The organism is Emcibacter sp. SYSU 3D8 (assembly GCF_039655875.1).
GTDB lineage: Bacteria > Pseudomonadota > Alphaproteobacteria > SMXS01 > SMXS01 > RI-34.
The window spans coordinates 935,689-959,137 of the sequence record NZ_JBBYXK010000001.1 but is presented as its reverse complement, the minus strand read 5'-3'; the positions used below and the strand labels follow the sequence as shown (position 1 = coordinate 959,137).

20 protein-coding genes and 1 tRNA gene are annotated in these 23,449 nt (G+C 64.7%); 15 read left to right on the top strand and 6 right to left on the bottom strand.

The genetic code is table 11. The features are described from left to right. Nucleotides 1-161: 161 nt before the first annotated feature. From WJU21_RS04550 to WJU21_RS04530, 5 genes are all read left to right on the top strand, one after another. A complete protein-coding gene (locus tag WJU21_RS04550; RefSeq protein WP_346322190.1) occupies nucleotides 162-509 on the top strand; it encodes a YfbK domain-containing protein in 348 nt (115 codons plus the stop codon). Between the two features lie 117 nt (nucleotides 510-626). Continuing rightward, nucleotides 627-1,388, top strand: a complete 762-nt coding sequence (locus tag WJU21_RS04545; RefSeq protein ID WP_346322189.1) for a competence/damage-inducible protein A — start codon at nucleotides 627-629, stop codon at nucleotides 1,386-1,388. A 362-nt stretch (nucleotides 1,389-1,750) separates the two neighbouring features. Next, nucleotides 1,751-2,116, top strand: a complete 366-nt coding sequence (locus WJU21_RS04540; RefSeq protein ID WP_346322188.1) for a hypothetical protein — start codon at nucleotides 1,751-1,753, stop codon at nucleotides 2,114-2,116. A gap of 287 nt (nucleotides 2,117-2,403) precedes the next feature. Then, nucleotides 2,404-2,490 (top strand) — tRNA-Leu (locus WJU21_RS04535). 216 nt (nucleotides 2,491-2,706) lie between these two features. After that, nucleotides 2,707-3,468, top strand: coding sequence for an SDR family oxidoreductase (locus WJU21_RS04530; protein ID WP_346322187.1), 762 nt, complete (start codon nucleotides 2,707-2,709; stop codon nucleotides 3,466-3,468). Nucleotides 3,469-3,470: 2 nt separating this feature from the next. On the opposite strand, the gene WJU21_RS04525 is transcribed toward WJU21_RS04530, so the two are convergent. Together WJU21_RS04525 and WJU21_RS04520 are read right to left on the bottom strand one after the other, a co-directional pair. Then, nucleotides 3,471-3,965, bottom strand: a complete 495-nt coding sequence (locus WJU21_RS04525) for a nuclear transport factor 2 family protein (RefSeq protein ID WP_346322186.1) — start codon at nucleotides 3,963-3,965, stop codon at nucleotides 3,471-3,473. Between the two features lie 22 nt (nucleotides 3,966-3,987). Further along, the gene (locus WJU21_RS04520; protein ID WP_346322185.1) at nucleotides 3,988-5,286 is read right to left on the bottom strand and encodes an MFS transporter; all 1,299 of its coding nucleotides are present in this window, start codon (nucleotides 5,284-5,286) and stop codon (nucleotides 3,988-3,990) included. A gap of 172 nt (nucleotides 5,287-5,458) precedes the next feature. On the opposite strand from WJU21_RS04520, the gene typA reads away from it, so the two are divergent. Then, complete coding sequence (gene typA / locus WJU21_RS04515; RefSeq protein WP_346322184.1) at nucleotides 5,459-7,282, top strand: translational GTPase TypA; 1,824 nt, start codon at nucleotides 5,459-5,461, stop codon at nucleotides 7,280-7,282. Nucleotides 7,283-7,401: 119 nt separating this feature from the next. Beyond that, the gene (gene katG, locus WJU21_RS04510) at nucleotides 7,402-9,570 is read left to right on the top strand and encodes a catalase/peroxidase HPI (RefSeq protein WP_346322183.1); all 2,169 of its coding nucleotides are present in this window, start codon (nucleotides 7,402-7,404) and stop codon (nucleotides 9,568-9,570) included. An 89-nt stretch (nucleotides 9,571-9,659) separates the two neighbouring features. Here the strand turns inward: katG and WJU21_RS04505 are convergent, their stop codons facing one another. Beyond that, the gene (locus tag WJU21_RS04505) at nucleotides 9,660-10,631 is read right to left on the bottom strand and encodes a DMT family transporter (RefSeq protein ID WP_346322182.1); all 972 of its coding nucleotides are present in this window, start codon (nucleotides 10,629-10,631) and stop codon (nucleotides 9,660-9,662) included. Nucleotides 10,632-10,670: 39 nt separating this feature from the next. Further along, nucleotides 10,671-13,025 (bottom strand): TonB-dependent receptor, encoded by a 2,355-nt coding sequence (locus WJU21_RS04500; protein ID WP_346322181.1) that lies wholly within the window; start codon nucleotides 13,023-13,025, stop codon nucleotides 10,671-10,673. A gap of 288 nt (nucleotides 13,026-13,313) precedes the next feature. On the opposite strand from WJU21_RS04500, the gene WJU21_RS04495 reads away from it, so the two are divergent. From WJU21_RS04495 to WJU21_RS04480, 4 genes are all read left to right on the top strand, one after another. After that, on the top strand, nucleotides 13,314-14,690 hold the full coding sequence (locus WJU21_RS04495) for an aromatic ring-hydroxylating dioxygenase subunit alpha (RefSeq protein ID WP_346322180.1): 1,377 nt from the start codon (nucleotides 13,314-13,316) through the stop codon (nucleotides 14,688-14,690). 153 nt (nucleotides 14,691-14,843) lie between these two features. Continuing rightward, on the top strand, nucleotides 14,844-16,136 hold the full coding sequence (locus tag WJU21_RS04490) for an acyl-CoA dehydrogenase family protein (RefSeq protein ID WP_346322179.1): 1,293 nt from the start codon (nucleotides 14,844-14,846) through the stop codon (nucleotides 16,134-16,136). A gap of 115 nt (nucleotides 16,137-16,251) precedes the next feature. Further along, on the top strand, nucleotides 16,252-17,160 hold the full coding sequence (locus tag WJU21_RS04485) for an LLM class flavin-dependent oxidoreductase (protein ID WP_346322178.1): 909 nt from the start codon (nucleotides 16,252-16,254) through the stop codon (nucleotides 17,158-17,160). A gap of 17 nt (nucleotides 17,161-17,177) precedes the next feature. After that, nucleotides 17,178-18,254, top strand: a complete 1,077-nt coding sequence (locus WJU21_RS04480; protein WP_346322177.1) for a phosphotransferase family protein — start codon at nucleotides 17,178-17,180, stop codon at nucleotides 18,252-18,254. A 38-nt stretch (nucleotides 18,255-18,292) separates the two neighbouring features. On the opposite strand, the gene WJU21_RS04475 is transcribed toward WJU21_RS04480, so the two are convergent. Both WJU21_RS04475 and WJU21_RS04470 read right to left on the bottom strand, forming a co-directional pair. Next, nucleotides 18,293-19,873 (bottom strand): TIGR01244 family sulfur transferase, encoded by a 1,581-nt coding sequence (locus WJU21_RS04475; RefSeq protein ID WP_346322176.1) that lies wholly within the window; start codon nucleotides 19,871-19,873, stop codon nucleotides 18,293-18,295. A 46-nt stretch (nucleotides 19,874-19,919) separates the two neighbouring features. Beyond that, nucleotides 19,920-20,837 (bottom strand): MBL fold metallo-hydrolase, encoded by a 918-nt coding sequence (locus WJU21_RS04470; protein ID WP_346322175.1) that lies wholly within the window; start codon nucleotides 20,835-20,837, stop codon nucleotides 19,920-19,922. Nucleotides 20,838-20,967: 130 nt separating this feature from the next. On the opposite strand from WJU21_RS04470, the gene WJU21_RS04465 reads away from it, so the two are divergent. The 4 genes from WJU21_RS04465 to rpmB all read left to right on the top strand — a co-directional run bounded on the left by WJU21_RS04465 (nucleotide 20,968) and on the right by rpmB (nucleotide 23,410). Beyond that, complete coding sequence (locus WJU21_RS04465) at nucleotides 20,968-21,588, top strand: peroxiredoxin (protein ID WP_346322174.1); 621 nt, start codon at nucleotides 20,968-20,970, stop codon at nucleotides 21,586-21,588. Beyond that, nucleotides 21,585-21,980, top strand: a complete 396-nt coding sequence (locus WJU21_RS04460) for a metalloregulator ArsR/SmtB family transcription factor (RefSeq protein WP_346322173.1) — start codon at nucleotides 21,585-21,587, stop codon at nucleotides 21,978-21,980. The genes WJU21_RS04465 and WJU21_RS04460 overlap by 4 nt, the downstream gene beginning before the upstream one ends. Nucleotides 21,981-22,031: 51 nt before the next feature. After that, nucleotides 22,032-23,012, top strand: a complete 981-nt coding sequence (gene meaB, locus WJU21_RS04455; protein WP_346322172.1) for a methylmalonyl Co-A mutase-associated GTPase MeaB — start codon at nucleotides 22,032-22,034, stop codon at nucleotides 23,010-23,012. 107 nt (nucleotides 23,013-23,119) lie between these two features. Continuing rightward, complete coding sequence (gene rpmB, locus WJU21_RS04450) at nucleotides 23,120-23,410, top strand: 50S ribosomal protein L28 (protein ID WP_346322171.1); 291 nt, start codon at nucleotides 23,120-23,122, stop codon at nucleotides 23,408-23,410. Nucleotides 23,411-23,449 lie beyond the last annotated feature (39 nt).

Genomic DNA, 23,449 nt, shown 5'->3' with positions numbered 1-23,449 from the left:
GTCCGGACCCTATAAGTGCCTGATGCGGCACGCAATCCCGGCATGAACGCGAATTAATCCGGATTCGGCTTCCATGAACCCGAGTTAACGGGAGTTTGCCGCTGGCAGGCGTAACATTTTCAACAGGTTAACTCGGCAATGACTCCTGGGGAGGAGATTCGATGCAGAGACTTTCAAAAGCTCGCCGCGCATGCCAGCCCGTCGCTCCTGCGGCCGCCTTCCGGGTGAACCCGATCATCACACCACAGACCGACAGGCTGCGCGGCGGCACCCTGTTCTCCGCTGCCGCAACAGCCGGTGCGGCGGGCTCGTTAGGGAACCCATTCGGCGGCGGCTTTCGCCACGGCGCCTATCTGGGCGATTTCGGCTACGAGCGCATCGCGGCGCTGGCCTCGGAAGGGCGCGGCGCCGACGCCCAGGGCTACCGCGTCGAGTTCGTCAATCTGGTGAAGACAGCCGCCGCGCTCGATGGCGGCGTCAGAACCAGCGAGGCGCCGCCAGCTGACTGAGGTTCAGCGCGCCTCTGTTTCCCCCTCCCTCGGGGGCGCGCGGCGAAACGGCCGGAAGTGAATTCTTCCGGCCGTTTTGCCGTGCCCCGCTGCGGGCGGATTGGTATAAAGACAGGCATGACAGAACAGAAAACCGTCACCGCCTGCCTGATCATCATCGGCAATGAAATCCTGTCCGGCCGGACCCAGGACGCCAATCTGGCGTATCTGGCCAAATGGCTGAACGACCAATGCGGCATCCAGCTGACCGAAACCCGCGTGATCCCCGATGTCGAGGATACTATCGTGGGCACGGTGAACGAGGTGCGGCCCAGATTCGACTACGTGTTCACCACCGGCGGCATCGGCCCTACCCATGACGACATTACCGCCGAATCGATCGCCAAGGCGTTCGGCGTGCCGTGGGAGTTGCATCCCGAGGCGCACGAGATCCTAAAGGAATATTACGGACCCGAAGGCCTGACCTCGGCGCGTGCACGCATGGCGTGTACCCCGCGCGGCGCCAGGCTGGTCGACAATCCGATTTCCAAGGCGCCCGGCTTCCAGATGGAGAATGTCTTCGTCCTCGCCGGCATTCCGCTGATCATGCAGACCATGCTGGAAAGCCTGAAACATCGGCTGACCGGCGGATTGCCGGTCAGATCGCGGTCGGTATTGCTGCATCTGGCGGAAAGCGCGATCGCCACGGGCCTCAGGGACATGCAGAATCGCAATCCCACGGCGGACATCGGATCGTATCCGTTCTATCGCCAGGGCAAGGGCGGCACCAGCATCGTCATTCGCTCTACGGACGAGGCGCTCAACGCCAGGTTGGCCCAGGAAGTGTTTGAAATGGCTGAAACATTGGGTGGAACACCCCAATTTGAGGAATCTGCCTGATTTCGAACACAATTTGAAGTTGCATAAAATTTGAAACGCTCGTAAATCTGATCCCCGGAGCCACCCTCGGCCAACACCATCGGGGTTCCGAAGATGCCGGATCGTTCATATGGGGGATGGATCCGGTATCACCCGAGTTTCTCGCCTGTTTCGGGCTTGGGCCGATGCTACGGCATCGGACTGGGACAGGGATGAAATCCATCTGAAATCGCCCGCCGGGACATCCGGCTGCGAGTTGGTCGAAAGGCGTGGCGCCTGTTCGCACAGCGCGGACATGGCGGGGTCAACATTCCCGTCTCACGCAACCGAAACGGCCAACAGCGGACAGGCGCGGCCTGCCCGCAACAGACGAGGACAACATCATGAAGTCGATCATCCCCGCCCTCGCGGCGGTTAGCCTCCTTGCGGCCTGCGCCGAAACGCCGGCGTCCAGCCACATCGCCGAAATGCAGGCGCTGACCACAAAGGTCACCGGGCTGCAATGCCCTTCGGCCCAGCCGACCGTCGTGTATGGCGACCGCGAAGGCGCCGCCTACACGCCCGCCGGCCCCATGAAGGGCGGCACGGTGATCATGCCGGCCCGCTTCGACCCGACCAGCGCCGAGGGCCGCAAGGCGCAGACCGGCCCGCAGGCGCACTGGCGCATGGCCGAGGAAGTGGCGCACACCTGCGGCGCCAACGAGACCCAGGCCCGCGCGGTCAAGTGCCAGTGGTGGATCTGCGGCTGACGCCGGCACCAGCCAAAGGATACCGGGACGGACCCAGCGCCGGCCCGGATACGGCAAAGGGACCGGACATCGTTCCGGTCCCGGTTGTCCCGCGAGGCCTCACGGGCAGAACGTTCGGCCTGCCGCGGTCTGCCCTGAATATGCCGCGTGGCACGCGCCGGATGGAGAGCCGACCCGCTCATACTCTCCGACCGCTCGCGGCACCGTTCAGGGCAGACCACGGCAAGTTCGCGATGATGCGGCCTGCGCTTTACGGAACCGCGCCGCTCGCATAGGTTTGCCGCATCGCGAGCGTGGTGGAACTGGTAGACACAAGGGACTTAAAATCCCTCGCCCGTCAGGGCTTGCGGGTTCGATTCCCGCCGCTCGCACCAGCCAATCTTGAGCAGCCTCATGACAGGCCGCAGAAACCGGCTGGCCCGGATCGATGACCCGGCAGATCGACAGCGCTGCTTTCGCGGGAGCGCGAGGTGCATGCGCTGCGGCATGTCCAGCCCAATTGACCTGAAAAGATTCTGCGCCTGTGCATGTGCTGGGCTATCCTGCCGCCAATGCGGCCTGGCGCCGCCGGTCAGAAACGGGAGAGACACATGGATCTTGGCGTAAAGGGCAAGAAGGCGATCATCCTGGGCGGCAGCCGTGGCATGGGCTGGTACACCGGCGAGCTGCTGCGCAGGGAAGGCGCCGATGTGGCGTTCTGCGCGCGCGGCGCCGACGGCGTCAATCAAGCTGCCGAGAAGCTGAAGGCGATCGGGCCGGGAACGGTGTTCGGCGCCGCGGCGAATCTGGAGAACGGCGAGGAAACCCGCCAGTTCTGCCGCGACGCCCTGAAGGCGCTGGGCGGCTGCGACATCCTCATTCACAATGCCAGCGGCTTCGACCTGACCGGCGGCGAGGCCGGCTGGGAGCGCAGCTTCCAGGTGGATATGATGGCCGGCGTGCGCGCGGTCGAGGAATGCGAGGCGGCGCTGATCGAATCAGACGCGGCCAGCATCACCTTCATCGGGTCGATGGCGTCGAAATATTATTTCGGCCGCTCGTCGTCCTACGGTCCGGCCAAGGGCGCCATGCGCGTCTATGCCAACGAGCTGGCGCAGAAATACGGCAAGCACAGGATTCGCGCCAATGCCATCTCGCCGGGCGCGGTGTGGTTTCCCGGCGGCTCGTGGGACAAGCGCAAGAAGGAGATGCCCGACTTCTATGCATCGGTGGAGAAGTCGATACCGCTGGGCCGCCTCGGCACCGGCGAGGAACTGGCACGGGTGATCTCGTTCGTCGCCAGCCCGGCCGGCTGCTGGATCAACGCCGCCCATATCGTCGTCGACGGCGGGCAGGTCGCCGCGGTCGACTGAGGCTACCTTGCCGGCGGGAACTCGCCGGGAAAGCCTTCCTTCACCTCGCGGGTGGGCCAGAAGAAATAGAGGCTGCTGCGCTGGATCTTCCAGCTGCCGTCAAGCTTGCGGTAGTCTTCGTCATACAGGCCCAGATAGTTGATCGGCGACTGGTCCGTCTCCTTGAAGCTGGCGCCGTTGAGCAGGTAGCGGCGGCCCACGGCGGTGTCCGGGCCGGTCATCTCGACCCAGTGATTGGTGTTGGCGCGGAGCACCTTCATGGGCATCCAGCCATTGCCCTCGGCGCGGGCGCGGAAGCCTTCGTAGATCGCCTCCCGACCTTCCCAGACGCCGTAATGGCCGAACTCGCAGCGGGCGTCGGGCAGGAACAGCTCGATCATCCGGTCCAGCTGGTTGGCGTCCATCAGCTGGGTGAACTTCACCATCAGCTTGCGGACGGCCTCGACCTCCAGCAGCTCCCGCACCAGGCCGATTTCCTCGGCCGTCAGTTCCGTCATGCCAACCTCCCCGTTGAATGCATCACGCCATGACCTTGCCCTGGGAGATTTCCAGGTCCTCGCGGTAATGGCGTCCGGCCAGATAGTAATGCCAGGCGCCCCACAGCCCCAGCATGGACACGATGAGCAGGGAATAGCGCAGCGAATCGGTGCCGTAATAGGGCAGCAGCAGGTCGCTGATGATGCCCACCGCGACCGGGCCGAGGCCCAGGCCGATCAGGTTGATCACGAACAGCAGGATCGCCGAGGCCTGCGCCCGCATCCGCAGCGGCGACAGGGTCTGCACCATGGCGAAGGTCGAGCCCTGATAGGTGGCGGCGAGCGCGATCATCGGGATGAACGCCAGCATGGCGATCCACAGATTGTCCGGCAGGTAGAACAGGAACACCAGCGGGATGGCTGCCACCTTCGAGACCGAGACCACCCACGGCGTCCAGCGCGGATCCTTCTCGCTCAGGCGGTCCGCCAGCCTGCCGGCGACGATGGCGCCGATGATCCCCATGAGGCCGCCCGCGGGCCCCATCAACAGGCCGACTTCCTTGCCGGTGAGGCCGTGCGAGCGCATCAGGAACGCCGCACCCCACGCCGAGATGCCATAGCCGACGAAGGCGACCAGGGTGCAGCCGGCGATGGTGTGGCGCAGGCTGCGGATACGCCACAAATGCACGAAGGCATCCGCCAGCCCCTGTTTGTCCGGCGCCGCGTGGACCGTGTCGGCCATACCGCGCGCCGGCTCGCGGATGGTGAAGCGCACCAGCAGCGCCAGCACCAGGCCAGGGATGCCGACGACCAGGAAGGCGGCGCGCCAGCCATAGGCGTCCTCGACCATGCCGCCGATCAACGCGCCGAACATCAGGCCGATATGGATGCCCCAGGAATAGATCGCCATCGCCGATGTCCGCTCGCGCAACGGATACATGTCCGCGATCATGGAATGCGATGGCGGGCCGGCGCCCGCTTCGCCGATGCCGACGCCGATACGCGCGGCCGCCAGCTGCCAGAAATTCTGCGCCGCACCGCACAGCGCGGTCATGCCCGACCAGATGGCGATCGCCCACGCAATGATGTTCCGGCGGTTGGAGCGGTCGGCCAGCATGGCGACGGGCAGGCCGAGACCCGCATAGAAGATGGCGAAAGAGAAGCCCGTCAGGAAGCCCATCGCCGTGTCGGAGACGCCGAACTCTTCCTTGATGGGCTGCACCAGGATGTTGATGATGCTGCGGTCGATGAAGCTCGACGTATAGACAACAACGAGCAGAAACAACGTATAGCGCCGCGACGATGCGTCGATCGGCTCTCCCTGGGCTCCAGCGTGAGCCATGCATCCCCTCCCGTTTTCCGGCTTGTTTGTTGTGCCCAGAAAAGCATCACCCGTGCTCGGGCGCCACCGGTTTCGTGCATAATATCTTGGCAGATACGAAAAATTCGCTATGGCGTCGATGAACGCGGGCCCATATAACCGCGCGTTCACAATACCCGGATAAGTATATCCCATGACTGACACGATCCGCCGCCTGCGTAACATTGCCATTATTGCCCATGTCGATCATGGCAAGACGACTCTTGTCGACAAGTTGCTCCGCCAGTCCGGCACGCTCGAAACGCGTGGCGAGCAGGAAGAGCGAGTCATGGACTCCAACGATATCGAGAAAGAGCGCGGCATCACCATCCTGGCCAAGAACACGGCCATCAGCTGGGAAGGCTGGCGCATCAATATCGTCGACACGCCGGGTCACGCTGATTTCGGCGGCGAGGTCGAGCGCGTGCTGTCCATGGTGGATTCGGTGCTGCTGCTGGTCGATGCGGTCGACGGTCCGATGCCGCAGACCCGCTTCGTCACCAACAAGGCGCTGCAGCGCGGCCTGTGCCCGATCGTCGTCATCAACAAGGTCGATCGGCCCGGCGCGCGCCCCGATTGGGTTGTCGACCAGACGTTCGAGCTGTTCGACCGCCTCGGCGCGACCGACGAGCAGCTCGATTTCCCGGTGATCTACGCCTCGGCTCTTGAAGGCTATGCGACCAAGGATCTGGACAAGCCGTCCGACGACATGCGCGCCCTGTTCGAGACCATCGTCGAGCACGTGCCCGAGCCCGATGTCAGCATCGAAGGCTCGTTGCAGCTTCAGGTCAGCGCATTGTCCTACTCGTCCTATGTGGGCGTCATCGGCATCGGCCGTATCCAGCGCGGCAAGATCAAGCGCAATACCCGCGTCACCGTGATTGGCGCCGACGGGGAGACCCGCAGCGGGCGCGTGCTGCAGATCCTGGGTTTCCATGGCCTGGAGAAGATCGAGGTCGAGGAGGCCGAGGCCGGCGCGATCATCGCCTTTACCGGTCTCGAGAAGCTGCACATCTCCGACACCATCTGCGACCCCGACAATGTCGAGGCGCTGCCGGCGCTGGTCGTCGACGAGCCGACCATCACTATGACCTTCCAGGTCAACGATTCGCCCTTCGCCGGCCGCGAGGGCAAATACGTCACCAGCCGCAACATCGCCGCGCGCCTGGAAGAGGAACTGATTCACAACGTGGCGCTGCGAGTCGAGCAGACCGACGATTCGAACCGCTTCAAGGTTTCGGGCCGTGGCGAGCTGCATCTGTCGATCCTGATCGAGAACATGCGCCGCGAAGGCTACGAGCTGGCCATCTCGCGTCCCGAGGTGATTCTGAAGACCATCGACGGCGAGGTCTGCGAGCCCTGGGAGTCGCTGACCATCGACGTCGAGGAAGAGCATCAGGGCGCGGTGATGGAGAAGATCGGCGAGCGCCGGGGCGAAATGCGCGACATGGTGCCCGACGGGCGCGGCCGCGTGCGCCTGGACTATTATATTCCCAGCCGCGGCCTGATCGGCTTCCGCTCGGAATTCATGGCGACGACGGCGGGCGACGGCCTGATCTATCACACCTTCGAACGCTACGCGCCGCGGGTGAACGCGACCATCGGCGGGCGCCACAACGGCGTGCTGGTATCCATGGCCTCGGGCAAGGCGCTGGCCTATGCCATCTTCAACCTGCAGGAACGTGGCCGCATGTTCATCGGCCACGCTACCGAGGTCTATGAAGGCATGGTCATCGGCATCCACGTGCGCGACAACGATCTGGTGGTCAACCCGTTGAAGGCCAAGCAGCTCACCAACATCCGCGCCGCCGGCACGGACGAGGCGCTGATCCTGGTGACGCCGATCCAGACCACGCTGGAATACGCGCTTGAGTTCATCAACGATGACGAGCTGGTCGAGGTGACTCCCAAGTCCATCCGTATCCGCAAGAAGCAGCTTCTCGAGCACGAGCGCAAGAAGGCGTCGCGGGCGGCCTGATCCCGGGCTTCGGCCCGTCCATCAGGCGACTAGTTTATAATAGTTCTAAAAAGAGATTGATCGAAGAGGCGGCACGGGACTACCCTTGCAGTGGGACTCACTGCAACTGGAGAGGAACCATGTCGACCGAATCCGCTTGCCCGGTAATGGGCGGAAAACGTGCATTTTCAAACCGCGACTGGTGGCCTGAACAGCTCAGCCTTCAGGCGTTGCACCAGGGCTCGAGCCTGTCCGATCCGATGGGCGAGGCGTTCGATTACGCCAAGGAATTCAAGAATCTCGACCTGAATGAAGTGATCAAGGACCTGCATGGCTTGATGACCGACTCGCAGGATTGGTGGCCCGCCGACTTTGGCCATTATGGCGGTCTTTTCATCCGGCTGGCATGGCACAGCGCGGGCACCTACCGGATTTCAGACGGACGCGGCGGCGCCGGGGCGGGGCAGCAGCGATTCGCGCCGCTGAACAGCTGGCCGGACAATGCCAACCTCGACAAGGCGCGCCGGCTGCTCTGGCCCATCAAGCAGAAATATGGCCGCAGGATTTCGTGGGCCGACCTGTTTGTTCTCGTCGGCAATGTCGCCCTGGAATCCATGGGCTTCAAGACGTTCGGCTTCGCCGGCGGCCGCGCCGACACCTGGGAGCCCGAGGAACTCTACTGGGGTCCCGAGAATACGTGGCTGGGCGACGAACGCTACAGCGGCGAGCGCCAGCTCGACAATCCGCTGGGCGCGGTGCAGATGGGCCTGATCTACGTCAACCCGGAAGGGCCGAACGGCAACCCGGACCCGGTCGCGGCCGCCAGGGACATTCGCGAAACATTTGCGCGCATGGCGATGAATGACGAAGAGACGGTCGCGCTCATTGCCGGTGGTCACAGTTTCGGCAAGACCCATGGCGCCGGCGATCCCTCGTTCCTGGGACCCGAGCCCGAAGGCGCGGTCATCGAGGACCAGGGCCTGGGTTGGCGCAGCAAGCACGGCGCGGGTTTTGGCGCCGACGCCATCACCGGCGGACCGGAGGTGATCTGGACGCAGACGCCAACGAAGTGGAGCAACCACTTCTTCGACAACCTGTTCAAGTACGAATGGGAGCTGGAAACGAGCCCGGCGGGCGCCAAGCAATGGCGGGCGAAGAACGCCGAGGCCTCGGTGCCCGACCCGTTCGATCCGTCGAAGAAGCGGGTGCCGACCATGCTCACCACCGATCTGTCGCTGCGCTTCGACCCTGCCTATGAAAAGATTTCGCGGCGCTTCTACGAAAACCCGGACCAGTTCGCCGACGCGTTTGCCCGCGCCTGGTTCAAGCTGACCCACCGGGACATGGGACCGGTCGCCCGTTATCTCGGTCCGCTGGTGCCGAAAGAGACGCTGATCTGGCAGGATCCGGTTCCGGCCGTGGATCATCCGCTGATCGACGATCACGATACCGCCGAGCTGAAGGCGAAGATCCTCGCCTCCGGTCTTTCGGTGTCGCAGCTGGTCTCGGCCGCCTGGGCGTCGGCGTCCACGTTCCGCGGCTCGGACAAGCGCGGCGGCGCGAACGGCGCACGCGTCCGCCTCGCCCCGCAGAAGGACTGGGAGGTCAACCAGCCGGCCCAGCTGGCGGCGGTTTTGCAAAAGCTCGAGCAGATCCAGCAGGCGTTCAATGCTTCTGCCTCCGGCGGCAAGAAGGTCTCGCTCGCCGACCTGATCGTTCTGGCCGGCGGCGCCGCGGTCGAGAAGGCGGCGAAGGATGCCGGGTCCGAAGTAACGGTGCGGTTCACCCCCGGGCGCATGGACGCGTCTCAGGAGCAGACCGACGCTGAGTCCTTCGCCCCGCTGGAGCCCACGGCCGACGGTTTCAGGAACTATTACCGTGCCCGTTCCATCATGGCGCCCGAGGAGGCCCTGGTCGACAAGGCGTCGCTGTTGAAGCTCTCCGGCCCCGAGATGACGGCGCTTCTCGGCGGGTTGCGGGTGCTCGGCACCAATGTTGGGCAGTCCACCCATGGTGTCTTCACCGACCGCCCGGAGACGCTGACGAACGACTTCTTCGTCAATCTGCTGTCCATGGCTACCACCTGGCAGCAGTCCGCCGGTATCGAGGGCGTCTATGAGGGACGCGACCGCAAGACGGGTGAACTCCGGTGGACCGGCACCAGGGTCGACCTCATCTTCGGGTCCCATTCCCAGTTGCGGGCCTTTGCCGAAGTCTATGCCTGCGCCGATTCGCAGGAGAAATTCGTGAAGGACTTCGCGGCGGCCTGGACCAAGGTGATGGAAGCCGATCGCTTCGATCTCCGCTGACCCGGCGCCAGTCCGGCAAATGCCCCAGTCCGGCAAATGCCAAAGCCAGGGCCGGCCCTTGACGGGGCCGGCCTATGGCGGGCTGGCCGTCAGGGCGCCATCCTGGGCGCAGGCTGGTAAAGCCGCCGGATCGAGAGCCACACCGAGAACAGGGCAACGGCGATGCCGGCAAATTCCTGGGCCGTCGGCACTTCGCCTACCGCGACGAACACATAGATCATGCCGAACACCGCCTCGAAGATGATCATCTGACCCAGGATGGTCAGGTCGAGCACCTTCGACGCCATGTTGAACAGCACCGTGCCCAGCCAGGTGGAGCCGCCGCCCAGCAGCAGGCTCCACAGCGCCAGCATGGCCAATTCCCCGCCGCCGATCTCGCCGGGCAGCCGGGCCAGCCCGGTCGCCCAGGCAACGGGCAGCGCCACCAGCGCGGCGGCCAGCGATACGATGCCGATCACCGAGCTCCATTCCTGCGGCGTCACCAGGCGGGTTTCCTGCAGGAAGCGGGCGTTGACCACCGCGTACCAGGTCCACATCACCAGCGCGAGAAAGATGGCGGCCACGCCCAGCGGCGCCAGGTCGTCCGAGGCGCCCGAAAAGTCGGTCTTGGCCGTATTGGCCAGCATCAGGCCGCCGCAGAACAGCGCCAGCGGGACGGCGATGGGCTTCAGCGCGCCAAAACCCTGCTGCAGCCGGCCGGCCAGGGTCACCGTCACCGGCGCCATGCCGATGACCAGCACACCCATGGACGCGCCCGCCCATTGCATGCCGAGGACCAGCAGGAAGTAATACAGCACGTTGCCGGTCAAGGCATAGACCAGCGCCCGCCACAGGACGCCGCGGGGCAGCCGGATCGCGCGGCGCAGGTCGAACAGCATCAGCGAGATCGCGCCATAGGCCATGGTGCGCCCCAATGTCACCTCGATGGCCGAGGCGTCCGGCAGTGCAATGGGCGCAACGAACGCCAGCCCCCAGACGGCGCAGGTGGCGATCATCAGCAGGATGCCGAGCAGGAACGGGTTCATGGGACCGGGGCGCGTGGCTCGTGGGAACAGGATCATAGCCGCGCGCGCCCCTCGGCGTCATGCCCGCACCGCGCCCTAGAGGCTGACCCTGATCCCGAAATACATCGTGATCGGCGGCCCCGGGCTCAGGCTTCGGGGGTTGTCCGCGTCCGGCGCCTGGATGATGGGCACCTCGTCGGTTGGCGAGAACGTGCCGAAGGTCTCGTATTTCGTGTTCAGCAGGTTCTCCGCCCGCAGGAACAGTTCCAGGTGGCTGCCGATGCGGTAGCTGGCGCTGGCGCCCACCACCACATAGGACGAGGTCTTCGGCGCGTTGTTGGCTTCGTCGCCGAACAGGAACTGCCCGCTGGAAAAGCGCGCATCGAGACCCAGCCGCAACCGGTCGCTGGCATCATAATCCAGCCGCGCCTTCAGCCGGTGGCGCGGGATGCCGGGCAAATTGTCGCCGCGATCGACGAATATCTGGCCGTCATTGTCGGCGAACGGGTTGTCCGGGCTGTTCAGCACCAGCGGGTTGCGAAAGGTCGCGTCCATATAGGCATAATCCACCGACGCCTGCAGCGCGCCATAACCCAGCGAGGCCGCCGCCTCGATGCCCTGGCGGCGGGTGCGTCCCACATTCATGAAGAAGGCGCGGCCCGGTATGTCGCTGGCGACGAAGCTGATGTCGTTCCGGTTGGTGGTGGTGAACAGGCCCAGCTTCCCCGACACGAAATAGCGCGGCGAGATCTGGAGCCGCCCGCGCAGCCCGGCCTCGACGGTGCGGGTCGTCACCTGTTCCAGCGGCGGGTCGCCCACGAAGAAGTTGGTCAGGCTGCAGGGCGCCTCCGGATCGGCGCAAGACAATTCCGCCGGGGTCGGTGCGCGGTTTGCCTCGGCATAACCCGCATAGGCGGTGATGATCGGCGTGAGTTTCCAGGTGATCCCGGCCTGCGGATTGAACCGGTTGTAGCGGTGGCGTCCGTTGAGCGCCGTACCGATCTGGTCGACGAGGTCGATGGCGGCGTGGTTGTAGCGGCCGCCCACCGACAGCGACACCGCATTGGTGATGTCCAGCGTGTCACGTAAGAACACGCCCAGATAATCCGCCGAGGTATGCACGGAAACCGGCGCGATGACGCCGTCCGGCTGGACGATGACGATTCCGGGTCCCTCGAAGCCCCGGTCCAGGCCCAGCGCGCCGATCTCGGATGTTGCCGAGAAGCGGGTGCGGCCGCCGTCATAGCCGAGTCCGGCAAGGAACTGGTTGGTCATGCCGCCGACCTTGCCCTGCCACGTGACCTGCGCCGACACGCCGAAGGAGTCCGTATTGGTCGCCGTTCGATTGAGCTGGGCGTAAGGGCCGCCCTCTTCGAACCGCTCGGCGAATGCCGGGAGCCCGGCATAGGGACTGTCGGTGATGAAGTTGCCGATGGCGCCGCCGCCCAGGGCGGTCAGCGCATCGCCGTCCTCGAGGCACAGCAATGCCTCGTCATCCTCGCACGGCTCCACGTCGGCGGCGTCGCCGTTGCGGGTACGCTGGCGCAGATGGCCGACATAGCCGCCGGCCTGCACCGACCACGCGTCGCTGAGCCGGAGGCTGGCATTGAGGTTGATGCGTCCGAACCGGTTCCTGGTTTCGTCCGGATGAGTAAAGACAGCCTTGCGCGAGGCCGCCAGCAGATCCACCGGCGCTGTGCCATTGCCGATCAGGGTATTGTCCGCGCCCAGCACACCCAGATGAATCTCGGCCCTGTCGCCGCGCCAGCCGAGGTCGGCGAACATCTGCCGCAGGTCCGACGGCGAATGGTCGCGCCAGCCCTTGTCGTGCAGGCCGCGCACGGCCAGATAGGCGGCGAACGGGCCGCTCTGCGCGCCATATTGCAGCGCGCCTTCGATGCTGCCCCGGCTGCCGCCGGTCAGTTCCGTCTCGGCGCCCCGATACGAGAACCCGTCCTTCAGCCCTACCGACAGGGCGCCGCCCAGCGCGTTGAGGCCAAACGCCGGGTTCGAGGTCTGCAGCACGGCGGCGTCGATGGCCTGCTCGGGTATCAGGTCCCAGTTGACCGTGTCGCCGAACGGCTGATTGAACCGGCCGCCCTCCACATAGACCGCCAGGCCCTGCGCATTGCCGGCGAGGGGCGATGCCTCGAAGCCGCGATAGACCAGGTTGGGCTGGAACGGATTGCCCTGAGCGTGGCCCAGGCCGATGCCGCCGATACCGCCGTTGAGCGCCTCGAGCAGACTGCCGGCTCGGCGGATGTCGTCGCCGGTCACCGTCTCGGTATTGGCCGGAATCTTGTCGCGGTCGATGCCCGGTCCGATGATCGGCGAGGTGCCGATGACCACGACCTCGTTTTCGGCAGGCATGTCGCCGTCACGCGGTGCGGCGGCCGACGGCGCGGTGTGAATGACGAGCGCGGCGGCGCACAGCAGGAGGGATCGGGACATGAACGGCAACGCTTCGCGGCGGAAATTGACGGGTCCGCGTGCATAGCATCAATCGAGAACGATTGTCACAGGGAGGTGTGCTGAGCGACATCACCCCGAACTCCGTGAATATGCCGTCCATCCGTGTGCGCCGAGCGCGTCACGCGGGAAAAGCGCGTCGGCCTGTCAGGCAAGCCATCGCGCCTGACTTTCCTTTTGGGCACGACTGACCATTGTGTTAGCGTTCGGGACCGCCGGATGCCTTGGGGAAAGGCCGTCCGCCACTGACGATCACCACGGGGAAGACCGATGAACATCTACGATCCGCAGCCGAACATGAAGCCGGGCGAGGCCCGTTGTCCGGGTCCGAGCACCAGGGACCTGGTCCTCTCGGACGGCTGGGAGCTGCCGGCGCAACTGCTCGCCGAGAACTACGTCTATATGGGCGACGAGGACATTCCGTTCGAACGCTACACCTCGAAGGAATTCTTCGACCTCGAGATGACGAAGATGTGGAACAAGACGTGGCAATGGACCTGCCGCGACGAGCACATCCCGGAAGTGGGCGACTATTACACCTACGATATCGGCAATTATTCGATCATCGTCGTGCGCGCGGCGCCGGACGAGGTGAAGGCCTATGTCAATTCGTGCCTGCATCGCGGCACCCAGCTGCGCCCCTCGGATTCGACCGGCAGCGTCCAGCATTTCCGCTGCCCGTTCCATGGCTGGACCTGGAACCTGGACGGCTCGCTGAAGGAAATCCCCTGCCGCTGGGATTTCCCCAAGGTCACCGACGAGGAGTTCAAGCTGCCCGAGGTGAAGATCGCCAAGTGGGGCGGCTTCTACTTCATCAACATGGACGAAAACGCCATGCCGCTCGAGGAGTGGATCGGGCCGCTGGCCGAGCACTTCGCCAACTGGCCGCTCGACAATCGTTACGTGCGGCTGCACATCCAGAAGATCCTGCCGGCCAACTGGAAGGCGTCGCAGGAGGCCTTCGTCGAGGCCTATCACAGCCTGGAGACGCACGCCCACGCCATGCCGTTCTCGGCCAATCTCAATGCCCAGTACGACATCTTCAGCGAACGGGTCACACGGTTCTTCCACACCTTCGGGTTCCCCGATCCGAGCTATACCAAGTCGCAGACCGAGCAGGAGCTGCTCGACGCCATGGGCATGCTGCCGCCGGGCACCAAGGTGCCGGACGGCGTGACGGCCCGGTCGTTCCTCGCCGCCCATTTCCGCAAGACGCTGGGCGAGGATCGGGGTATCGACCTGTCGACGCGGTCCGACAGCGAAATGCTCGATTCCATCGAGTATCACCTGTTCCCGAACATGTTCCTGTTCCCCGGCGTATCGCTGCCCATGGTCTACCGGTTCCGGCCCAACGGCATGGACCCGGACAGCGCCATCTTCGACCTGCTGTTTCTTGAGGAACTGGCGCCCGGTCAGGAGCGTCCCGAGGCGCCCGAGCCCTACAAGATCGACATCGGCACCTCCTATGAGACGGTACCCGGCATCGGCCCGTTCCTCGGCCATGTCTACGATCAGGACACGGGCAATCTCGAGATGCAGCAGAAGGGTTTCAAGGCCGCCCGGAAGACTGCTCAAACCCTTGGAAACTACCAAGAAATCCGAGTCCGGCGGCTGCACAAGACGCTGGATAGCTACCTGAACGCCTGAGGCCCGCCGCGTTCCTGGAGCGCGCGTGATACGATCGGCCTACCCAGTAACAAGCACTGGCAATCCTCCGCGCGCCCGGCGTAAAGTCGGGCGCGACCATTTTTTGGGGAAACGATGGCGCCCGATTGCGGGTTGCTTCAGGGAGAAGACCAGATGGCATGGGAATTTGAAACCGATCCGGAATTCCAGAAGGAACTCGACTGGATCGCCGATTTCGTGAAGAACGAAGTCGAGCCGCTCGAGTATGTGATCAAGCATCCGAACGACATGAAGGATCCGCTGCGCAACAAGCTGATCAAGCCGCTGCAGGCCGAAGTGCAGAAGCGCAAGCTGTGGGCCTGTCACCTGGGTCCTGACCTTGGCGGTCAGGGCTACGGCCAGGTGAAGCTGGGCCTGATGAACGAGATTCTCGGCCGCGCCAAATTCGCGCCGATCATCTTCGGCGCCCAGGCGCCCGATACCGGCAACTCGGAGATTCTCGCCCATTTCGGCACGCCCGAACAGAAGAAGAAATATCTGGAGCCGTTGCTCAACAACGAGATCGTCTCCTGCTATTCCATGACCGAGCCGCAGGGCGGCGCCGATCCCAAGGTGTTCCAGACCCGCGCGGTGCTGGACGGCAACGAGTGGGTCATCAACGGCGAGAAGTGGTTCTCGTCCAATGCCCGCTATGCCGAGTTCCTGATCGTCATGGTGGTGACCGACCCTGACGCCAAGCCCTACGAGCGCATGTCCATGATCCTTGTGCCGAAGGATCACCCCGGCGTGAACATCATCCGCAATGTCGGCATCGGCGGCGAGGAGCACGGCACTCACGCCTATATCCGCTATGAGAATGTGCGTGTGCCGAAGGAGAATCTCCTGGGCGAGCGCGGCAAGGCGTTCGCGGTGGCGCAGACCCGTCTCGGCGGCGGCCGCATCCACCATGCCATGCGCACCATCGGCAAGGCCAAGCTGGCCTTCGACATGATGTGCGAGCGCGTGCTGTCCCGCGAGACCCAGGGCGAGTTGCTGGCCAACAAGCAGATGATGCAGGAGAAGATCTCGGATTCGTGGACCGACATCCAGACCTTCCGTTTGCTGGTGCTGCAGACCGCCTGGAAGATCGACCGGTACAAGGACTACATGATGGTCCGCAAGGATATCGCCGCCGTGAAGGCGATGATGCCGCGCGTCCTTCATGATGTCGCCTCCCGCGCCCTTCAGGTGCACGGCTCGCTCGGCGTGTCGTCGGAAATGCCGTTCTCGTACCTCATCACCGAGAGCTTCCACATGGGGCTCGCCGATGGCCCGACAGAGGTCCACAAGATCACGGTCGCCCGTCAGGTGCTGCGCGAATACAACGGCACCAACGGTATGTTCCCGACCGCCCATATCCCGTCGAAGCGCGCCGAGGCGCTGAGCCGTTATGCCGATGTGATCGAGCGGGAAGTCGAGCACGTCTGAGACTTGAGCCGCTGATACGGCGCCTCTCGCCCCGAGCCTCTCTCCTGGGAGAGGATTCCGCGAAGCGGGTGGGTGAGGGGCGCTCGATCAGCCGCACCAATCGGGGGAAACATCGATGACGCAAATGCCGGCGATCACGCTCGTCGCCACGCCGGGTAGGCGTGTGAAGATGGTTGAACTGGCCCGGGAGGCCGAAAAGCGTGGCTTCACGGGCATCTATGTGCCCAGCCTGGCGGCGGCCATGCAGTTCTGCCAGTCGGTGCTGGAGGCGACCTCGACCATCGAGGTGGCGACGTCGATCCAGCCGATCTACTACATCAACCCGCGCGAGATGGCGCGCATCGCCAATTATCTGCACGAGATCGGCAATGGCCGTTTCCGGCTGGGACTTGGGGTCAGCCACGAGGTGTCCCGTGTTCAGTTCGGGGTCGAGGGGCGCAATCAGCCGGTCAGCGATACCCGCGACTACGTGGCCGCCATGCGTGCGGCCGAGGCGGATTCCGGGACGCTGCCGCCGATCATCCTCGCCACTCTGCGCTCGAAGATGCTGGCACTCGCCGCCGAAGTGGCGCAGGGCGCCGTCTGGGCAAATGCCGCGCGCAGCTACACGCCCACCCAGATAGCCGAGATTCCGCAATCGGCGCGTATCGCCGGGTTTACGACCGCGGTGATGATCCCGACCGTGATCAGCGACGACAAGGAAGCAGCGAAGGAAGTCCATCGCCGCACGCTGCGCATGTATCTGACCCTGCCCAACTACCGGAACTACTGGCGGGCGGCGGGTTACGAAGCGGAAATGTCCGCGGTCGAGCAGGCAATCGCCGACGGCAAGGGTGATACGCTCGCCCATGTGGCCGGCGACCGCTGGCTGTCCGACGTGACGCTGTTCGGCAGTGCCGCCGAGGTGCGCGAGGGCGTTGAGGCCCGGCGCGAGGCGGGCATCACCACACCCATCCTGGTGCCGTCGTCGACCTCCGGCGGCATGACCAAGGCGGCGGACGAGTTGTTCGCGGCGTTCGCCTGAGATCTGAAGGAGCTACCATGGCCGAAATGAAAGTATCCCAGGGCGAGACTGTCGACGTCGCCGAGCGCCACCGCTTCGATGCGAAGAAGCTGGAGCGCTACATGGAAGAGCATGTCGAGGGCTTTCGCGGGCCGCTGACCGTCGGCCAGTTCGCCGGTGGCCAGTCCAACCCCACTTACCGCCTCGATGCGCCGTCGGGCTCGTATGTCATGCGCCGCAAACCGCCGGGGAAGCTGTTGCCGTCGGCCCACGCCGTCGACCGCGAGTTCCGGGTTATCAAGGCGCTCAACCAGACCGACTTTCCGGTGCCGCGCGCCTATGTGCTGTGCGAGGACGAAACCGTCACCGGCACACCATTCTACATCATGAGCTTCATGCCGGGCCGGGTGTTCTGGGATCCGAGCATGCCCGACGTCAGCAAGTCCGACCGCTCGAAGATGTATGACAGCATGAACGCCACGATGGCCAAGCTGCATTCCTACGATCCGGTTGCGCTGGGTCTAGAGGATTTCGGCCGTCCGGGTAATTACTTCGCCCGGCAGATTTCGCGTTGGTCCAAGCAGTACGTGGCCTCCGAGACGGAGACCGTCGAGGCCATGAACAAGCTGATGGCCTGGCTGCCCGAAAACATCCCGGCAGGCGACGAGACCACGATCGTCCACGGCGATTACGCGCTCCACAACATCATGTTTCACCCGACCGAGCCCAGGGTAATGGCTGTGCTCGACTGGGAAATCAGCACCCTCGGCCATCCGCTGGGCGACCTGACCTACAACACGTTGAACTATTATGGGCCCAAGCCGAAGTCCGGCCGGCCCAACCTGGCGGGTGTCGATCTCGAGGCGCTCGGCATTCCGTCATTCGAGGACTATATCGCCCTCTACTGCGAGCGTGCCGGCCGTCCGCCGCTGGAGAACGTTCACTTCTACAAGGCCTACAACCTGTTCCGCATCGCGGCCATCGTGCAGGGGATTGTCGGGCGCGCCCGCGACGGCACGGCCAACGATCCCAACGCTGCCGCCAACGCGGCCCGCGTTCGTCCGCTGTCGGAAGCCGGCTGGGAAGAGGCGCGCAAGGCCGGCGCGGCCGGGTGAGGGATGCCGCCGCTCGCCTGCGCGAGCGGCAACGGCTGTCAGTCTGATGGAACCAGGGGCTTGTGGGCTGGCTTGGCCAGCCATTCGCGGCCCTTGAGCATGCCTCGCCAGTACAGGGCGGGCAGGATCCGGTCCTTCAGGAACCAGGCGGCCCGGCTCGGGCGGGTGCCGTCGATCAGCCATTTCGGGAAGCTGGGCAGGAGCTTGCCCCCATAACCGAACTCGGCCAGCACGATCCGACCGCGCTCGACGGTCAGCGGACAGCTGCCATATCCGTCGTAGACGGCGATCGGCGGTGCGCCATCAAGCACGGCGAGTGCGTTTTCGGCGACGACCGGGGCCTGCTTGCGTGCGGCGGCGGCGGTCTTTGCGTTGGGGGCGGAGCAGGCATCGCCAAGGCCAAAGACATTCGGGTAGCGCGCATGCTGCAGGGTCGCGTCATCGACCTCCACGAATCCGCTGGCGCCCGCGAGCGCGCTGGACCGGATGAAGTCCGGGGCCAGTTGAGGCGGCACGGCGTGCAGCATGTCGAACGGCTGTTCGGTGTGTGCGACGGCGCCGTCAGGACCCTTGTGCTCGAAGGTCGCGACCCTGGCGTTGCCGTCGACAGCAGTCAGACGTGATTCCAGGTTCAGCGTGATTCCGTACCGTTGAACATAGTCGTTCAATGCGGGCACGTAGGCCGCCACGCCGAACAGCACGGCGCCGGCCGTATGGAACTGGACATCGATGTTCCCGAGTTTCCCGGCGCGGCGCCAGAGATCGCAGCTCAGATACATCGCCTTCTGCGGCGCACCCGCGCACTTGATGGGCATGGGCGGTTGGGTAAACAGGGCGCGGCCCGAGGAAAGCTCGCAGGCAAGCTTGTAGGTATAGGGCGCGAGGTCGTACCTGTAATTGGACGTGACGCCGTTTTTGCCCAGCGTTTCGCTGAGTCCGGGGATGGCGTCCCAGTCCAGCTTCAGGCCCGGCGCTGCGACGAGAATCCGGTATTTGACCCGTGTTCCGTCCGCAAGCCGCACCGCGTTGGATTCCGGCTCGAATGAGGCTGCGGATTCCCTGATCCAGGTGCAACCGTCCGGAATCACGGTCGCGGTCGCGCGCCTTGTAACCTCCGGGGTGAAGACGCCGGCGCCGACGAGAGTCCAGCCGGGCTGGTAATAGTGAACATCGGAGGGTTCGATGATGGCGATGCTCAGGCCGGGCCTGCGCCGGAGCAGGCTGGCCGCCGACGCAATGCCGGCGCTGCCCCCGCCCACGATCACAACGTCGTACTGCGCCGGGGGATTCTTGTCCTGCGCCAGTTCCCACAGTTTCGCGGAGCGTGCGCCGGATCTGCAATAGGCCAGGATGGGACGGGGAAGTTCGGCCAGGGCCGCGGCCATCCGGGCCACGTCGGCGTCGCCAATGGCGCCGCCGACAACCGGGATCGCCGTGAACTGGAGACCGGCGGCTTCGGCGGCGGCCCGCATCGTCTCCGCGCTCGGCTGCCCCGGCTCCTCGCCGTCGGGCCGATTGCAGATGACCGATCGGAATCCGCGACTGGCAAGCTCCGCCAGGCGGTCGGGCGGCAACTGGGGCGAGACATTAAAGCCTGGTTCGACTTCTTTGTACTTCATCGGGTTTCTCCTGCCGGTATTGCCGTCCTGCCTTCGCCGCTATGTCTCACACCGCGTCCAGCGGGATCTTGAGATACCTCACGCCATTTTCCTCCACCGGCGGCAGATGCCCGCCACGCATGTTGACCTGCACGGATGGCAGGATCAGGCGCGGCATGCCCAGCGCCGCATCGCGGGTGGCCCGCATCTCGGCAAAGCTATCCTCGCTGATGCCCTCATGGACGTGGACATTGCCCGCACGCTGTTCGGCCACCGTCGTCTGCCACTCGTAATGGTCGCGGCCGGGCGCCTTGTAATCGTGGCACATGAACAGGCGCGTGTGATCGGGCAGGGACAGCAACAGCCGGATCGAACGGTAGAGCTGCCGCGCGTCGCCGCCGGGAAAGTCGGCGCGGGCGGTGCCATAATCGGGCATGAACAGGGTGTCGCCGACGAAGGCCGCGTCACCGATCACATAGGCCATGTCAGCCGGCGTGTGACCCGGCACATGCAGCGCGATGGCGTCGAGCCCGCCAATCCTGAATTGCTCGCCGTCGGTGAACAGCTTGTCGAAATCCGAGCCGTCCCGGGCGAATTCGGTCCCCGCGTTGAACAGCTTGCCGAACGTTTCCTGGACGACGGTTATCTGCGCCCCGATGGCCAGCTTGCCGCCCAGCACCTGCTGCAGATAGGGCGCGGCCGACAGATGGTCGGCATGGGCATGCGTCTCGAGCAGCCATTCGACTTCCAGGCCATGCCCGGTCACATAGGCGATGATGGCATCGGCGGAGGTGTGCGCGGTGTGGCCGGAAGCGGGATCATAATCGAGCACGCTGTCGATGATCGCCGCGCGCTTGGTCGCTGCGTCGTGCACGACATAGGAAACCGTGAATGTGGCGTCGTCGAAGAACGCCTTGATGACGGGAGTTCGCGCCTGGGCTTCCTTGATCTGGGCAGCGGCGCGACGGAGAGCATTGTCGATCATGGTTGATCTGCCTTGATGATTCCAATAATTACAGTATATATGTAACTATGAAATAGAGTTATGTCAAGGTGGTGGCTGTCGCAGACAGGCCGAGATGAACGGAGCACCGATGGACGAGCACAAACACACCATGAGCGAGCAGGCCGGCCCGCTGCGAATCGGGATGGCCGCACCCGGTTTTAGCGCCCGCACAACCATGGGCGACGTCACTCTCTCGGATTACCAGGGGCGCTGGCTGGTATTCTTTTCGCACCCCGCCGACTTCACGCCGGTGTGCACCACCGAGTTCGTCGCGCTCGCCAACGCCAGGGAACAGTTTCTGGCGCTGGATTGCGATCTTCTCGGGCTTTCGGTGGACAGCCTGTATTCCCACCTTGCCTGGACCCGTGCGATCCGCGACCTGTTCGGCGTAACGGTGCCGTTCCCCGTGGTGGAGGATCCGAGCATGGCGGTCGCGCGGGCCTATGGCATGGTCGACGAAAATGCCCGAGATTCCGCCTCCATCCGCGCCAGCTACTTCATCGATCCGGGCGGCATCATCCGGGCGTTGACCTGGTACCCTCATAATGTCGGGCGTTCGGTCGCCGAGATGCTGCGCATGGTCGCGGCGCTGCAGCGGGCCGAGGGCGATCGGGTCCTGACCCCGGAAGGATGGCAACCCGGACAGCCGGTGTTGCTGCCGCCTGCGACCAGCCTGGCCGCCGGGGATGGTTCGAAGGACTGGTTCTGCCGGTTGGCGGAGGAAGCATGACGGCGCTGTACCAGGACCGCGACCGGGCAGAGGCGGCGGCAAACACGCTGAAGGTCTACGCGCAGACGCAGCGGCTGATGATCCTGTCATGCCTGTTGCGCGGCGAGCGCACGGTCGGTGACATCGATTCGCTGACCGGCATCGGGCAGCCCGCGCTTAGCCAGCAACTGGCCGGACTCCGCCAGGCCGAACTGGTCAGGAGCCGCCGCGAAGCCAAGCAGGTCTATTACGACCTCGCCGGCGACCGCGTTCGCCTGTGCGTCCGGGCGCTGGAAGCGATCATGGGTGGCGACGACGTCGCCGCTGCGATGGAGGCGCTGCAGCCTGCCGCCGGCGACGATACGGCGGAGGCGACGCCGGCCGGATCGGCAGCCTTTGCGCGGGTCGGCTGAGCGCGATTATACCCTTTTCATCCCCGCCCGATCATGGCATCCACACTGGTCATGAAAGCCCATGACCTTCTGGACAAACTCCGCGCCGGCGAGCGCCGGGCACTGGCCCGGGCCATCACGCTGGTTGAATCGACTCGCGCCGACCATCGTCACGAAGCGCAGAAACTGCTCGACGCCGTCATGCCGGATACCGGCAAGGCCATCCGCCTTGGCCTGTCGGGTGCGCCCGGTGTCGGCAAATCGACTTTCATCGAGGCGCTGGGCAAGCATGTGACCGGACTGGGACACAAGGTGGCCGTGCTGGCGGTTGACCCGTCCTCGGCCCGCTCAGGCGGCTCCATCCTGGGTGACAAGACCCGCATGGAAGAGTTGTCGCGAGATCCCGACGCGTTCATCCGGCCGTCGCCCGCCGGCGTCACCCTGGGCGGCGTCGCCCGCCGGACCCGCGAGGCCATGCTGCTGGTGGAAGCAGCCGGTTTCGACGTGGTGCTGATTGAAACCGTCGGCGTGGGCCAGTCCGAGACAGCGGTCGCCGACATGGTCGACATGTTCGTGCTGCTGCAGTCGCCCGGCGGCGGCGACGACCTGCAGGGCATCAAGCGCGGCATCATGGAACTGGCCGACCTGATCGTGGTCAACAAGGCCGATGGCGCGCTGGAGCAGCCCGCCAAACTGGCGCAGTCCCAGCTGATCTCGGCGCTCCACCTGATGCGCCCGCGCAGCGCCAACTGGAAGCCGCATGTGCTGCTCACCTCGGCGCTGACCAACAAGGGCATCGGCGAGGTGTGGGACGCGGTCACCAATTTCGAGACCGTCATGCTGGAGACCGGCGAGCTGGAAGCCAGCCGCGCCGACCAGGCCCGGGCCTGGATGTGGAACGAGATTCGCGAGGGCCTGATCGAGGCCTTCAAGGCCGAGCCGGCCATCGCCGCCAAGGTGCACAAATACGAGGCCGATGTGGCGGCGGGCAAGATCACGCCGGGCGCCGCCGCCGACAAGCTGCTCAAGCGTTTCCGGCACGAATCCGATTGAGGATTTCGGGGTTTTCCCGCCTTGACGCCATCCCATGCCTGTCCTATACACCACGCCCTGACCCGGCGCGCGGATGTGTGCCGCAATCGTTTCTAGAGGATTGACCGATGTCGCGAGTTTGCGAATTGACCGGTAAGGGCGTTCAGACGGGTAACAACGTCAGCCACGCCAACAACAGGAGCCGTCGCCGGTTCCTGCCGAACCTGCGCAATGTTTCGCTGATCAGCGACGCACTGAACGAAACCGTTCGCCTGCGCATCTCGGCTAACGCCCTGCGCACCGTCGAGCATCGCGGCGGCCTGGATTCGTTTCTGCTGAAGGCGAAAGTTGACGAATTGTCGGCTGGCGCGCAGCTGCTGAAGCGCCGCCTGCGCAAGAAGCTGGAAGAAACCGCCTAGGTCTTTCGTTTCTCGGCCAAGATTTATCGGGGTCCGCGT